At 43.7% G+C, this 14,496-nt stretch carries 11 protein-coding genes; 2 read left to right on the forward strand and 9 right to left on the reverse strand.

The window, feature by feature from the left end:
* Positions 1-35 precede the first annotated feature (35 nt).
* From NST73_RS01395 to NST73_RS01420, 6 genes are read right to left on the reverse strand one after another with little or no spacing between them, the layout of a single operon-like run.
* Positions 36-1,955, reverse strand: coding sequence for a BglG family transcription antiterminator (locus NST73_RS01395; protein ID WP_342499317.1), 1,920 nt, complete (start codon positions 1,953-1,955; stop codon positions 36-38).
* Positions 1,952-2,836, reverse strand: a complete 885-nt coding sequence (locus tag NST73_RS01400) for an ROK family protein (protein WP_342499318.1) — start codon at positions 2,834-2,836, stop codon at positions 1,952-1,954. The genes NST73_RS01395 and NST73_RS01400 overlap by 4 nt, the downstream gene beginning before the upstream one ends.
* Before the next feature lie 57 nt (positions 2,837-2,893).
* A complete protein-coding gene (mngB, locus tag NST73_RS01405) occupies positions 2,894-5,557 on the reverse strand; it encodes a mannosylglycerate hydrolase (RefSeq protein ID WP_326111505.1) in 2,664 nt (887 codons plus the stop codon).
* A gap of 28 nt (positions 5,558-5,585) precedes the next feature.
* Complete coding sequence (locus tag NST73_RS01410; protein ID WP_017358746.1) at positions 5,586-6,704, reverse strand: PTS fructose transporter subunit IIC; 1,119 nt, start codon at positions 6,702-6,704, stop codon at positions 5,586-5,588.
* A gap of 36 nt (positions 6,705-6,740) precedes the next feature.
* Positions 6,741-7,070: a fructose PTS transporter subunit IIB gene (locus NST73_RS01415; RefSeq protein WP_007498438.1), complete on the reverse strand. Its 330-nt coding sequence runs from the start codon at positions 7,068-7,070 to the stop codon at positions 6,741-6,743.
* Positions 7,067-7,525 (reverse strand): PTS sugar transporter subunit IIA, encoded by a 459-nt coding sequence (locus tag NST73_RS01420; RefSeq protein WP_024719036.1) that lies wholly within the window; start codon positions 7,523-7,525, stop codon positions 7,067-7,069. Before NST73_RS01420 ends, NST73_RS01415 begins: the two co-directional genes overlap by 4 nt.
* 242 nt (positions 7,526-7,767) lie before the next feature.
* Here NST73_RS01420 and NST73_RS01425 point away from each other — a divergent pair, with 242 nt between their 5' ends.
* Entirely contained in the window at positions 7,768-10,434 is a 2,667-nt protein-coding gene (locus NST73_RS01425) for a S8 family serine peptidase (protein WP_342499319.1), read from the forward strand.
* Between the two features lie 108 nt (positions 10,435-10,542).
* Positions 10,543-11,025 (forward strand): hypothetical protein, encoded by a 483-nt coding sequence (locus NST73_RS01430; RefSeq protein ID WP_007498435.1) that lies wholly within the window; start codon positions 10,543-10,545, stop codon positions 11,023-11,025.
* 346 nt (positions 11,026-11,371) lie between these two features.
* Here NST73_RS01430 and NST73_RS01435 read toward each other — a convergent pair whose 3' ends face one another.
* The 3 genes from NST73_RS01435 to mmuM form a co-directional block, all read right to left on the reverse strand.
* Positions 11,372-11,992 (reverse strand): hypothetical protein, encoded by a 621-nt coding sequence (locus tag NST73_RS01435; protein WP_017360397.1) that lies wholly within the window; start codon positions 11,990-11,992, stop codon positions 11,372-11,374.
* A gap of 113 nt (positions 11,993-12,105) precedes the next feature.
* On the reverse strand, positions 12,106-13,509 hold the full coding sequence (mmuP, locus tag NST73_RS01440) for an S-methylmethionine permease (protein WP_073415794.1): 1,404 nt from the start codon (positions 13,507-13,509) through the stop codon (positions 12,106-12,108).
* A 46-nt stretch (positions 13,510-13,555) separates the two neighbouring features.
* Positions 13,556-14,494 (reverse strand): homocysteine S-methyltransferase, encoded by a 939-nt coding sequence (gene mmuM / locus NST73_RS01445; RefSeq protein ID WP_259254092.1) that lies wholly within the window; start codon positions 14,492-14,494, stop codon positions 13,556-13,558.
* Between the last annotated feature and the right edge of the window lie 2 nt (positions 14,495-14,496).

Genomic DNA, 14,496 nt, shown 5'->3' on the forward strand with positions numbered 1-14,496 from the left:
AAGGCCGCCCGATTTCACTTGGGCGGCCTTATGTGCTATTGAAACAGGACATGCATCAGCTCATCAAATGTCCTTGCATGTGTCAAGGAGTGAAGGCGGTCAGGACTGTCTAATAAATCGACAGCTTGTTCAAAAAATTGATTCATGCAGGCAGCGTCATCTTTCTGAATGGCTAACAAGAAAATCAGAGATACTTGATCTCCCTGCCAATCAATTGGCTGTTTCAATCGTGCAATTGCCACGCAGGAGGTGCCTTCATTTGTGATGAGCGGGTGAGGCATTGCAATCCCCTTGCCAAGATAGGTCGATGACATTTGCTCCCGCTCCAGCACGGAGGAACGAAAAGAAGATGAAACAAGCTGATGCGCCTCCAGCCGGCTGCAAAGCGTATCTAATACCTCTTCTTTGCTTGAAAGGTCCACATCCAACAAGGTCAATCGTTTTTGGAAAAAAGCCATCAGCTCCTGCGAAGGGGCACCGTGTCCGTTTAACAGGTGAATGACCTCACTCACACGCTGGACATCATGATGTTCAAAAAAAGCATTCACTTGAATGATTGGTTTCCCCTTTGGTGCGAGAGGTACGGTTGTAATAATCACATCACATGGCAAAGTCGTGCTAAAAGCGTAATCCTGATAAGAATAAAGCTCAACAATCTCAAGCTCATGTTGAAAGGCCGCCTTCAATTTAATTTCAAGTAGCCGTGCCGTTCCTAGTCCAGATCCGCATACAATAATGGCCCTCTTTTTTTGCGAGGTGTCAAGATGACTTCTTTCAAATGAAGCAGCAATATGTAAGGCAACATATGCCGCTTCATCTTCATTTGGCGTCCGCACCAGCTGTAAGGCATTGAGTCCGCTGACGGCCAAATCAAACGGATAAGGATAAGAAGTTTTGATCTCATGCAAAAGCGGATTTTGTAAAGACACGCCGTATTGAATTCGATTTAATAATGGCTTCATATGCAGCATCAAATCTTGACGCAGGATATCGTCATCTACAAAACGATGACCGCTTGTTTTTTCAATGTGCTGGAGAAATCGTGTCACTGCCTGACGTACTTCTTCTGTTGTTTGGTGCTCATCGATTTCTTTCCACGTTTGATTCGCTAAGAGATGCATCACCAAGTAATCTGTTTCATCCTCTGATAAGGTGACATGAAACGTGTCGCTTATTTGATGAGTGATCTTTTGAGCGATTCTTGTTAACACTGGCGGTCTTTGTGTATGAGTGGTACTGGCGGGTATTCGCTGTTTTTTTTGCGTTTGTTGAATGGCAATCGCTAAGTGAATCACTAAATTCTTTAGGGCAATATCTTTAATGAGCAGTGATTCTTGATATAGATTTGTCAGCACAATGGATCGAATGGTTTCAAGGGAAATGTCAGGGAAATGAAGCTGTTCCCGCTCAGTTATATGAGATAGGGCGGGTTCTTCTTCAAGCAGTAAGTCTGCGTAGCACGTCCTTTTTTGCAATTCGTCTCCGTCTACTTTTAAGCCAAATCCAGGCTTTGAGACAAGGGTCATACCGTAACGGGCTAACAGCTCCCGTCCTTTTTTTAAATCACTGCTGACTGTCATACGGCTGATGAACAATTCTTCTGCTAATTGATCAATTTTTAAGTAGTCTGATTGAAGCAATAGTTTTCTCATCATAAATCGTATGCGCTCTTCTGGCATGACGGGGACGAGAGAGCGGGCAGGAAGCTTTTGCTGATGGAGCCAAAGCAGGAAAGCGTCTTGGTCACTTGTTAAGAGCGTATACCCTTTCCCGCGGATGGTCTTGATCATGGCTCCAGCTTGTGTTAACAGCTCGTTTGCTTCTTTGATTAGATTGCGGATGGAACGGTCAGATAAGCGAAAAGAGGTAGTGAGCTCCTCCAGCTTCACGAACCCTTTCGTTTCAAATAGCCGCTGAATGAGCTGGTAGGTTCGAGTATCTGCCGTCATCATCATTGCGCCGCTCCTTGTTCCTTTAAGGCATCAGCTCCAAGGGCGATGGCTCCCATTAAACCAGATAATCCGTCAAAGGAAGGCTTTGTGACGATTTCATTTAATGGCTTTGGTAATTGTAAGTAACCATGAAGACGTTTGTCTGTTTCTTCAAGGATGAGCGGCAGCAAGGCCGGCTGTTTCATGACACCTCCACCAAATATAATGCGTTCTGGTGAAAGAGTGAGTAATAAATTTGCGGTCATTTGCCCAAGATAATAAGCTTGAAGTGACCAGGCAGGGTGCTCCTCTGGCAGCATTTGTGCCAATGTATGATAGCGGCCTTCTATGGCAGGTCCAGATGCTAGTCCCTCTAAACAATCATGGTGGATCGGGCAGCAGCCTCCATAGTTGTCATGAGGGTGGCGCTGAACAGTGATATGTCCCATTTCTGGATGAAGCAGTCCGTGAATGAGGCGGTTTTCAATATAGGCACCGCCACCGATTCCCGTCCCAACCGTGATATAGATCAAGGAATTTGGTCTGTCTGTTTCCGTTGAAAAACGAGCTTCACCGAGCGCCGCACAGTTCACATCCGTATCAAGCTTCATAGGGAGACCGAGTGCTTGTTTTAAGGTTGAGAGTAAAGGGAATTGGCGCCAAGCTGTTTTGGGTGTTTCGAGAATCGTTCCATAGCTGGGGCTGTGTTCTTTTACATCGACAGGTCCGAATGCGCCTATGCCAATCGCATCAACTGGATGCTCTGTAAAGTATTCGATCACTTGCCGGCATGTTTCTTCTGGGTTCCCTGTTGCAAAGGAAGTCATATGTTCAATCGTTCCGTCTGTTGTTCCGTAGCCGCAGACAAATTTTGTACCGCCTGCTTCGATGCCTCCAATTCGCATGATCAATGCCCTCCATTAAAGAGAGGCGGAATCCAAATGGATCCCGCCCCTACATGTTCATTTTTTCTTTACAATGTAGGTTTGTACCTGACAAGGTGTGAGCGGTTCAATGTGTAATGATCCATGTTGTGCTTTCAGTATATGTCCTTCAGGTGTTTCGCCTAAATTCGCTGTTTCTCCATGTTGTAGAGATGAACTATTGATTGAAGCGGCTGTTTGACGTGTTAAATATGGATTGAAGAGACGAATGACAATGCCTGTTCCATGCTCTTCCTTTTTCAAAGCGCTTAGAACGGCCCCGTCTGTTTCAATGTCAAGCAGGCTATAAGTAGATTGTAAGTCTTCTTTTTCATCTCGGAAAGAGAAAATTAAACGACCGTTTAAAAAGTCTGCCCGCTCGTAGCACTGAACCGGGGTGGTGTAACGTTTAGCAAGCTGAGCCAAGTGTCCTTCACTTACCGCTTCTTGGCTATAGTGCATGCCAAAGGAGAAAGATAGCGATCCTTGAAGCTGGGCGTCAGGTGTTTCCACGATTTTTTCTCCAGAAGCCCGGCCGGGACGGTAAAGAAGGTTTTCTTTCCCCATTTTTCCGAAACAGCGGAAGAGTGTGTAAGCAATGGTTGTGTAGCCCGCGCCTGTGATTTGGTATTCTCTGACGCAGTCCGTCAAAAGAGAGACACCATATGCTTCATCGCGAAGTGCAACAAATGATTGCATGGGTTCAATGGTAATCGGTTTTTCTTCCCAATGTTCATTGTTCCACCATTCAAGCTCTTGCGTCAGCTCCGTTGGACGTTCGATGGTGCCAAACTGTTGATCGCTGAGTGATACGTTTGATGCAATACCAGTATCAAAGAGTACCCGTAGACGGTGGTCTAGTGCATGGTTGTCAACATTCACATGAAAACGGATGACCGCTTCATCTTTATTTAAAGCCACCTTCGCTGTGATCGGTAGGGAAGTCGTCCCCTTTTGCTCCGAACGTTCCTCTAAATCATATGGGACAGTCAATTGAAGCTTGATGGTGAGCTCTTCCTGTAAACTGCTTTTCGATACGGTAATGTCTGCTGATGAGATATCTTTAGATGATACATAAAGATCCTCACGCGGTGGTGAATAGTTATAAGAATCCCCATCATCTCCGTTGTCTTCAAAGATCATTTGCTCAGAGAATGTTCGTCCAGTCTGTTTATCCGTAATTTCTAATGACCCATTGTCATTTGCTGTAATGTGGTAAAACGTATTTTCAATGACACGGCCTTCTGTTTTTTCCAAAATGGATTCACTAGATTCATCGAAAACCATGCTGACTTGTGTATAACCAACGGATGGCAAGTCGACTGCTTCAATGAGTAAAACAGCTTTCCATACTTGCTTTGGCATGTACACTTCTTTGCTTGGGTTAAGTGAAATCTGCTGTGCTAAGACATAATCTGTCACATCGGTTTTGCTTTTGACTGTGTAGTGAAGAGTTCGTCCATCAGCGTCTTTTAGTGTAAATGGACGTTCTGTGATAAAGGTTTCGACTTCAATGACTTCAGAGCGCTTTGAAGGCAGTGTATTAAATAAAGTGAACGTGATTTCTTGCTCAGTTTGCAGCCGGATGGCGATGAGACGCATGTGTAAGTCCACCAGATTCTCGGCGATTTCTTTTGCCTGTTTATAGCGGAAGAAGACATCTTGATTCGTCGTATCACTATTACAGCCGCCAATGCTGTCATGCGCTGCATTTTCAAACATGAGGTACCAAATATCACGTACCGTGTCATGCGGATAGTCATGTCCGAGTGAATAGCTGATTGTAAGGATCGGCTCCATCACATTGACAAGATAGTTTTCAATTTGGTTGTTTAAGATTTTCAAATCTGCTCTTGTTGAAAAAATGGACTTATGAATTCGCATATGCTTGGCATGAATGAGTTCTCCTTCTAATGTCTCAAAAGAAGTCCGCTCTTTTTTCACTGCTGCAATGTAGTCTTCTAAACTGCTGATTTGATAGTTATGCTCGTCTATTTCATTGGCTTTTTCTAATAAGTCAGGCAGGTTTTTACGAATAGGCGCTTGGTCAAAGCCATTTGGGAAATAGACATTCTTTGTCGTGGCTTTTGCTTGCAGCGCCCCGATTTTTTCAGAAAGAAAGGCTTGCAGGTCTTCATCTTTTTCAGGAATATTTCCTCCGTAGTAGTAGCCGAATGGCAGATTCACTGCAAACACTTCACTGCCATCCGCCCCGCGCCAATTAAATTCTGTGTGATTCGTCATATGATCAGAAACGCCGCGCCAAAAGGCTGTATCGACTATACCAAAGCCTTGATAAATTTGAGGCATTTGTGCAGATTGACCGAAGGAATCAGGGACATAACCGACCTTCATGACATGTCCAAACTGCTGACAACGCTCAATCCCATATTGCAGATTCCGTACAATCGATTCCCCAGAAATAACGAGCTGATCCGTTTGTGTATACCACGGACCGATGATGAGGCGTTTTGCTGTGACGAGCTGTTTGATTCGATTTTCATCCTCTGGGCGCCATTTCAAGTAATCATCTAGCAAGGATGCTTGTGCATCGAGCATGAAGTAATGGAACCGTTCATCTGTTTCGAGGGTGTCCAATATGTCCATTACGCTTTTCATTAAGTAGATACGGGAGCGGGAGGTGGTAAAATACCATTCCCGGTCCCAGTGAGTATGTGGAATCACATGTACATTGACAGTCATTGTGTAACGACACCTTTCTTTGTTCAAATTATCCTTCTAGCACAAGGTCAAAATCATCTTCTTCTTTCTGCTTCTGATCATGTTCTGGCTTTTGGGGTTCTTTTTTCTCAGAGAAGTTCACAAGTAGGTTGGCACCAATTCCAATAACAAGTGCGCCAGTTAGCGCGCCGATTAAATACGCCCACCAGTTTCCTACTGAGAAGAATCCGTATAGTCCACCAATTGGCGGCATGATGTCATGGACACCTAATAAGGCAGCGACCCCGCTTCCTGCAGCACATGCGACGACATTCAGCGGAATCAATTTCAAAGGATTGACGAGTGTAAAGGGAATGGCTCCTTCTGTAATCCCGATAATCCCCATCACAAGACCGCCTCGTCCGGCTTCTCTGAAGGTAGGAGAGAAGTTGCGTTTTCGAATTAATGTCGCAAGCCCGTATCCTAGCGGCGGAATGACAATCGCGATATTGACGAGAATGGCAGGAAGATAGACACCTGATAGGAAGAGTGCGTTACCAGCCATCCAAGCTGATTTATTCACTGGGCCGCCAAGATCAAAGCCAATCATGGCGCCTAGAATGAGAGCAAGTGCGAGTGTGCTCGTTCCATCTGCGACCATGCCTTTGATCCATTCAATTAATGCGGTGTTCAAAGCCCCTAATGGACCGCCTAGCAGAACGGACATGAGAAGTCCGGTTAAGCCAACAGTAATGAGCGGTAAGATGAGCAGAGGGACGAGTCCAGCTGCGGAGCCTTGAATTTGAATTTTTCTTTTCACAAAGAGAGCGACATATCCGGCAAAGAAACCTGCAATGACGGCGCCGATAAAACCAGCATTTGTTGAGCTGGCAAGAGCTCCGCCGATAAAGCCGGCCGCAAGACCAGATTTATCTGCAATCGAATAGGCAATAAAGCCAGCGAGCAGTACGTTCATTAAGCCAATGCCTGTCCAGCCAACCTGTTCCATCAAATAGGCACCATGTAAAATGCCGCCTGCATCTTTATAGGCGTTTAAATCTGACACACCAAAACCTAACCCGACTAGTTTGGCTAAACCAACGATAAGTGAAGCTCCGATGATCACCGGAAGAATATAAGAAATACCGGTCATGAGGTGGCCTTCAATGACTTTTAATTTTGCTTTCATTCTGCTTTGCTCCTTTCTATATGGCATTGCTCTTGTTTATTGGGATTCAGATTTTTTCTTTTCAACCAGCGCAACGGCTTTTGTGATGATTTGCTCGGCATTTTTTAGGGCGCGTCCGATTTCGACACGAACAGTAGGAATACCTGAGAAGCGTTCAGCGTCGTTAATGTGCTGATTGGAGGCAATGATGCAAAGGTCTGCCTGCTTGGCTTCCTCTGCTGTAATGCCATTCACCTGTCCCATAATTCCTTGCTGTTCGATTTTAATCTCGTGTCCAAGCTGTTTACCCGCATTCTCTAATGCTTTTGCTGCCATTGGTGTATGAGCTAACCCTGCTGGGCATGAAGTGACACCGACAATTTTCATTGTGTAATCCCCTCTTTCAATTGTTGTTCAATGACTTCGTAATAATAGTCTGCTGTTTGACCGGGTTGAATCTTTTCGATGAAAGCAGGCTCCATTAAACTTGTGGCAATGCCAGACAGTAATTTGAGGTGTGTGACATTGGCCTCTTCAAGTGGAACGAGCAGTGTAAATAAATAGCTTGTTGGCAAATCGTCGAAGCTTCCCCATTCAATGGGTTGTTCAAGTTCTAAAAAGAGAAGTGAAGCCGTTTGAACAGCAGAGCTTTTTGTATGAGGAATCGCAAAACCTTGCTGAAGTCCTGTTGAGACTTCGTCTTCGCGTTTCAACAAATCTGTTAATAACCCTGACTGATCGTTTGTAATGTGAAGGTCTTCAGCTTTCTCGGAAATGTATTGTAAAATCTCATTCTTTGATCGACCGTTTACTTGTGTAAAAACATGATCTTTTTGGAACAAGCTGATCCCTTCTCTCTTGTTTGTTAAGCGCTTACAATTTGATTGTAATGTACTTTTCGACATGGTTAAATAGCATCATTTTCCGTTTGAAATGGCAAAAAGTTTATGAAGCGAACAGACTAGTCATCTGAATATCTCAAATCCTAGCTTAAAACGAGTTTAATTATGTCAAAAATAGATTCTACTAAAAAGGATTCTGTGATATTCTTCCAAGGTATTGTAAAAGATAAGGGGGTCTTTTCATGTTTAAAAAGCAGGTCAAATCCTGTGTGGTTGTACTCATGGCCATCATTCTATGTATGGCTGCATTACCTGGGTACGAGGCATCAGCAGTTAGTAAAGGCACAAGTGTCAATGAAGCCATTGGGTTGAAAGATGGTGAAGTCATCTCAGGTACATTACAGAATGAAAAAGAAGAGTCATGGTACCAAATTACGCCATCTGCAGATGATGTGGCAAAACATACACATATGCAAATTTCTGTCAAAAGCAAACAAGTGTTATCTGTATCGGTCTACCCAAGTAAGGATAGAGCGATAAAGGATGACACTTATTCGAGATATCGTGTGGACACAGCAAGTGGAGAGACAGAAATCAACTTCCCGCATGCATGGTCAGGTCCTTACTATGTCAAAGTGCTGTATTTAGGTTCAGAGGAAGATAGCCGTGATGAGGAAGAGGATGTAGCATATACAATCGGGTATAAAGGTGCGAATCTTCCGCCATCTGAACCGATTTTCCCTGAAGAAGAAGAGCCAACGATCATCATTATTGAGAAAAAGCATGGACGTGAAATTCTTCAATCCATTCGTACGATCGAAGACAAACGATTCAATGAAACAGCCGATGGTCAGAAGCTGACACGTCTGCTACAAAAAACAAAGCCGTTTCTCAAATCTAAACTCATCAACAATCAAAAAAAGCAGCAAACGGTGTACAATCATTTGCTTACATTAAAATCATTGCTGAATGACGTAGAGAAAAATGGTGCATTCAGCGGTCATATCGTCACAGAGAAAGAGCAACAGGCGATCCGTTCCCTTTTTGATATGCTCAAAGAGGCAAGTCCAGCCTATTTAAAAAAGGAATTAGAAACAGTGGGGCAAAAAGTAGGAATCGATCAGCTTGAAGGAAAATCGATCGGTTATGTATTAGAGAAACAAAAGCTTGTTCCAGAAGAAAAGGTCAACACAAACAAAATCATCTTTAAATTAAAGGATGGACAAACGCTTCAATCCGCAAAAAAGAAAATGAAAAGCTACGGAATTCAAGAAAACCGTGTGACATCTCAGTCAGTAAATCCTTTATTTAAAGGAATGTATGTTTATGATGTACCGGCAGGGAAAGAATCAGCAGGCAAAACGCTTAAAGCAGGCAAAGCTGTGATCAAAAGCACGGCGAGAAAGCTTTCTAGTATGCCGAATGTTGAATTTGCAGAGCCTGTACAAACGTATCGTGCGCTCAGCAATGACGCGCAGTATGGTTACCAGTGGCCGCTGAAAAACAGTGCCCAAAACAGTGGGAAAAAAGGCGCTGATGTGAAGTTTGAACAAATGAATACATTGATTGGTACAAGCAAAATGAAGCAAACGTTAATCGCTGTTGTGGATACAGGTGTCGACAGCCGTTTGTCTGATTTAAGCGGAACGGTTCGTACAGACTTAGGTGCCAATCTGATTGGCCGTAATAAAGATGCAATTGATGACAATGGCCACGGTACCCATGTGGCAGGTATCATTGCAGCAAAAGCCGATAATCATTACTCCATGGCAGGGCTGAATCAACATACAGGAATCATCCCAGTCAAAGTGCTGGATGCGTATGGATATGGAGATACAGAGCATATTGCTCTTGGCATTAAACATGCAGTGGACAAAGGTGCAAAGGTCATTAACATGAGCCTTGGCGGCTACTACAGCAAGGTCATTGAATATGCGATGAACTATGCTGCACAAAAAAACGTATTAGTGGTAGTGGCGAGCGGAAACGATGGCATTCCAGAAATGGGTTATCCTGCGACTTCCAAGTACGCCATGGCAGTTGGTGCAAGCAATCGCATGGATATTGCCGCTGAATTCTCAAGCTATGGGAAAGGGTTAAGCATGTCTGCACCAGGATCTGATATCCCAAGCTTAATGCCTGATGGGAATGTTTCATACCTGAGCGGGACATCAATGGCTACACCGTACGTTGCAGCAGCAGCAGGATTACTGCTTTCTAAAAATCCAACCCTGAAACCAAATCAAGTGAGAAATATTTTACAAAATACAGCGGATGATATTTCATTTAAAGCTGTTGATGGAACAGATGACATTTTCTATGATGAATATGACGAGCCTGTTGTTGATCCGAAAATTCCGGGTATCGATTGGATGACAGGACATGGCAGACTCAATGCTTTTGCCGCGTTAAGCGCTGTTGAATTAAACGCATCAGTTAACAAAGTAGAAGATCAGCATCAAAAGGTGACAGGAAAGGCGAAAGCCGGCGCTGCCATTTCTGTGTATAGAGGCAAAACCCTGCTTGGAAAAGGCACGGCAAGCAAAAAAGGAACCTTTAGTGTGAAGATCAAGCATCAAAACAAAAATAAAGTGCTTCACATCAAGATGTCAAAAGGAAAGGCTGCGACTTCGCTCAAAACGGTCGTGAAAAAGGGCAAAGCGCCAGCTAAGCCAAAGGTGAATCGAGTAACAGTGAAAAGTAAAACGGTCAAAGGAACTGCGGGTGCAGGCTTGACGATCAAGGTGAAGAACAAATCAAAGAAAGTCATTCAAACGGTCAAAACCAATAGCAAAGGCGCATTTACGGCTAAAATCAAGCCGCAAAAAGCCAAAACCGTCTTGTATGTGACAGCTTCAGATGTGAGAAAAAGAGAAAGTAAAGCAGTGAAAGTTGTTGTGAAAAAATAGTCTTGTAGCTTCCCTTTTGAATAAAAAGGGGAGTTTTTTGTTTTTTACTGGAAAAATGACAATAACTGTCGATAGTAATATAGTAGGAAAAAAAAGGAGGATTTATCGATGAAAAAAATCATGTTTGCTTTCTTTCTATCATTGCTTCTCGTTTTCCCAAGCTTTGCACATGCAGAGGAAACAGGAGCAGTACCAGCATCCGTACAAGTAACAGGCGTCACAGCAGCAGACGGTGGTATGGTCAATTACGGTTCTGGCAGTAAATATCGTGTAGGTTCATATTATCCAGCTACTTTTAAAGGAACATTAAAGGACACAAGTGGTCAACTCATGGCGAATCAGCCAATTCAGCTTTATTTTGAAGCAGCAATCAAATCATATGCTCAAACAGCGACAGGTACAACAGACGAGAATGGACAATTTTCACTAACGATTCAAGTTCCTGCAGGTGCAGGCTACCGTACATACAATAATGCAGGCTGGTCTACACATTACTACGATATCGTTCCAGTGACTTTCACTTCAAACGACATCACGCTATCTTCAAATGTGACAAGTGTGTATCATTTGGCATATACATCACGTTACTAATCTGCTAGAAGAGGCGACTTGGCGCAAGCCCTGTCGTTTTCATAGAAAAAAAGGATGTCAGCTAGTGACATCCTTTTCTTTTTGTTAGCAAACCTGCTGGGCGGCAACCGAAAGAGTCGATAAACAAACACTCATGAGCCGTTTCTCCCAGATTCGATCGAGCATTGAGCTTTACATCTTGAGCTTTGATGGATAAGAACTTTGAATACTTGAGCTTTCAGCTTTGAACGTTCAGCTTTGAGCTTTTATCATGGATCATCCTAAGATGATCATCAGATGAGGAGGGAATGACCTTTCCCTCGGAGGTGTTTAGTCCTATCGATTTTCGGCTCACTAACAAAATCGACTAGTCGATCTGTATTTTTGTCAAGGTATTGCTTTCTGATAAGGAGAAATCCACTTCCATTTGGAAATCTTCAATCTCTTTCGAAAGCTGTTCAATCTTCACTCGAAGACGAAGAGGGTCAATGATCGCCGCCTCATTTTCAGCTAGGAATGACTTGACGATCTCTTGGTTGGCAGCGGCTTGTGTTTTTCCGTCTTTCCCAAATAGTGTTTCTAAATGTTGATCCAGTCTCTTTTTCACATCTTCATTGATTTGTTCTGACCGGTCAACCAGCTCTGTGTAGACCTTTTTTAATTTTCGTAAATAACGAATATCGTAATCTATGGATGTCTTGCGTTCAATGGCTTCTGCTACGGTCATGCTAACACCCGCCACCTCAATCGTTGTCGTAGCATTCGACACAACGATGGCTGATTTAATGGCATTTCGGCGTTTGATTAATGCTTGAATCGATTGGTCATCTGCTTTTGCCTTTTTTTCTACTTCTTCTTGATTTTGAAATCCGTTCTGTATATGTTTCCCGATGACCAAGCCACCGAGTACAGCTTCATCAATTGTTCGGTTGATTCTTTTATCTAACATTTTCAGTTCACTTAATGCTCTTGTAATGGTCATTTCCATATTAAAAACAGCTCCCTTGATTCGTCCTGAAAATCATAGATTCCTATCATATACCAAAATGTCTTTGTTTTGCTAGTGATATCCTTTTTTGGGACAAACAAAAAACCCTGGTGCTATACACCAGGGTTTTCTCGTTTTTTCTGAATCCATGTTGTCACGTAATAGGCAGCATAGCAGAGTGCGATAAAAGGGATACCGCAGATAAGAGCAATACGCTGATTTGGATCAAAAGCAATGCCGATCACAGATGCAAGGCATAGGAGGAAGGCAGCAATCGGAACCACCGGATAGAGCGGGGTTCGGAAAGATAAATCATGAAGCTGTCCGCCATCCTGTAAGAATTTTTTGCGAAACATGAACTGTGAAGCTGCAATTCCCATCCATACAACAACAACGGCGAGTCCAGAGATTGACACAAGAACCAGATACACCGTTTCAGGTGCGATGACACTCGATAGCAAAGAGAGAATGCCTCCAATCATACTCAAAATGAGTGCATTCAAAGGAATTCCCTTTGACGTCAATTTTGCCAGCTTTTTAGGTAATGTTCGTTCTTCAGAAAGGGACCATAGCATGCGAGATGAGGCGTATAGCCCTGAGTTTGCAGCAGATAAGATCGCCGTCAGAATGACAAAATTCATGAAATCTGCCGCATAAGGAATACCGATGCGGTCAAAGACCACAACGAAAGGACTTTTGATCACCCCGGCTTCTTCTACTGGAATTAAGCCGGCTAAGACCACGATCGTTCCGACGAAAAACAGGACAAGACGTAGCACAGTCGTGCGAATCGCCCGGGGAATGGTCTCATCTGGATTGACACTTTCGCCCGCAGCAATCCCAATTAGCTCAGTACCCGAAAAAGCAAAATTAACAGCCAGCATGGTCATTAAAATCGGTAAAAAGCCGTTTGGGAAGAGACCCCCATCTCCAGTGAAGTTAGAGAAGAACGGAGCGGCCTCACCGCCTTTTAGTGGAATCAATCCAAACATCGCCGCTCCGCCAAGAATAATAAAGAGAATAATAGCCATGACTTTAATGCTAGAAAACCAAAATTCCGATTCTGCAAAAAACTTAACTGTAAAAGCATTGAGTAAAAAGATGAGAAGCGCAAAAACACCGCTCCACATCCAAACCGATGTGTCCGGGAACCAGCGCTGCATTAAAAGACCTGCCGCTGTAAATTCTGAACCAAGTGCCACGGTCCATGTCAGCCAATAAAGCCAAGCCACTGTATAGCCAGTGCCGGGCCCAATGTATTTTGTTGCATATGTGTGAAAAGCGCCTGTAACCGGCATTGCGACAGACAGTTCACCTAAACAGAGCATCACGAGGTACACAATTAATGCCCCAACCAGATAAGCCAAAATCGTTCCCGCAGGTCCGGCCTGATTGATCGTATATCCTGAGCTTAAAAAGAGTCCTGTGCCAATCACGCCGCCTAAAGAAAGCATGAACAGGTGACGGCTTGTCATTTTTCGTTGATATTGTTGTGACTGATCTTTTTCTTGTTCCATGTCTTCCCGCCCTTTTGCTTATAAGTATGTGTGTTGAGTCATGATGCTACGATGTTGCTTGTTTTAAGATATCTGTAATATCTTCTGGTGTCGTCCGGCAGCAGCCGCCGATGATTTGTGCACCGTCTTTATACCATTGCTGCGCACATTCACCAAATGTATGGTGAGACGTATCTCCGCTCCAAACCTTTTCTTCAGGATCATATAATTCCCCTGAGTTCGGATACACGACAATCGGTTTGCTCGTCCCTTTTTTCATCTCCTGAATAAGAGAAGACATATATTGCGGCGGTGTACAGTTTACGCCAACAGCAGCGATCTGCTCATATGGCTCAAGTGCTTGTACACAGTCTCTCAGCAGATCCCCTTCACTAATATGCTTGCCATCCTTTGCGCTAAACGTGATCCACGCATACACACCGCTGAATTCATCCTCCAGCAGTTTAGCGATGGCGATTGCTTCAATGAGACAAGGGATGGTTTCACAAGCGAGAATATCTGCACCAGCCTCTACCAATGCTTGAATTCTTGGTCTGTGAAAATCAATGAGCGCCTGTTCTGTGAGTCCGTAATTTCCCTTATATTCTGAACCATCAGACAAATAAGCGCCGAAGGGCCCCACAGATCCAGCGACAAATGGTTTCGTCCGCTCTTTACGATGTGTCTCATCCTGCCAAAACTGCTCACATGCTTCTTTTGCTAACGTGACAGATCGTTTCATTAATTCGATGGCTTCTCCTTTTGTATAGCCTTTTTCAGCAAAGCCATCAATTGTCGTTTGGTAGCTGGCTGTTGTTGCACAGTCAGCACCTGCTTGGAAGTAGTCCAAGTGTACTTGCTGAATCAATTCTGGCTGTTCAATGAGGATTTTGGCTGACCATAAACTGTCGTTTAAATCACAGCCCTTTCGTTCAAGCTCTGTTGCAAGTGCACCATCTAAAATCAAAGGTGTGTGAGCCTGTAAACGGCTTTGAATAGGATTCATAT

It is taken from the genome of Bacillus sp. FSL W7-1034, assembly GCF_038593365.1.
Lineage (GTDB): Bacteria > Bacillota > Bacilli > Bacillales > Bacillaceae > Bacillus > Bacillus altitudinis.

What these genes read in the sequence shown, in the direction of transcription:
- NST73_RS01435 (WP_017360397.1), bottom strand. Translation starts at nt 11,992, where the DNA reads ATGGAAATGACCATTACAAGAGCATTAAGTGAACTGAAAATGTTAGAT.
- NST73_RS01395 (WP_342499317.1), bottom strand. Translation starts at nt 1,955, where the DNA reads ATGATGATGACGGCAGATACTCGAACCTACCAGCTCATTCAGCGGCTA.
- mmuM (WP_259254092.1), bottom strand. Translation starts at nt 14,494, where the DNA reads ATGAATCCTATTCAAAGCCGTTTACAGGCTCACACACCTTTGATTTTA.
- NST73_RS01415 (WP_007498438.1), bottom strand. Translation starts at nt 7,070, where the DNA reads ATGAAAATTGTCGGTGTCACTTCATGCCCAGCAGGGTTAGCTCATACA.
- NST73_RS01430 (WP_007498435.1), top strand. Translation starts at nt 10,543, where the DNA reads ATGAAAAAAATCATGTTTGCTTTCTTTCTATCATTGCTTCTCGTTTTC.
- mngB (WP_326111505.1), bottom strand. Translation starts at nt 5,557, where the DNA reads ATGACTGTCAATGTACATGTGATTCCACATACTCACTGGGACCGGGAA.
- NST73_RS01425 (WP_342499319.1), top strand. Translation starts at nt 7,768, where the DNA reads ATGTTTAAAAAGCAGGTCAAATCCTGTGTGGTTGTACTCATGGCCATC.
- NST73_RS01400 (WP_342499318.1), bottom strand. Translation starts at nt 2,836, where the DNA reads ATGCGAATTGGAGGCATCGAAGCAGGCGGTACAAAATTTGTCTGCGGC.
- NST73_RS01410 (WP_017358746.1), bottom strand. Translation starts at nt 6,704, where the DNA reads ATGAAAGCAAAATTAAAAGTCATTGAAGGCCACCTCATGACCGGTATT.
- mmuP (WP_073415794.1), bottom strand. Translation starts at nt 13,509, where the DNA reads ATGGAACAAGAAAAAGATCAGTCACAACAATATCAACGAAAAATGACA.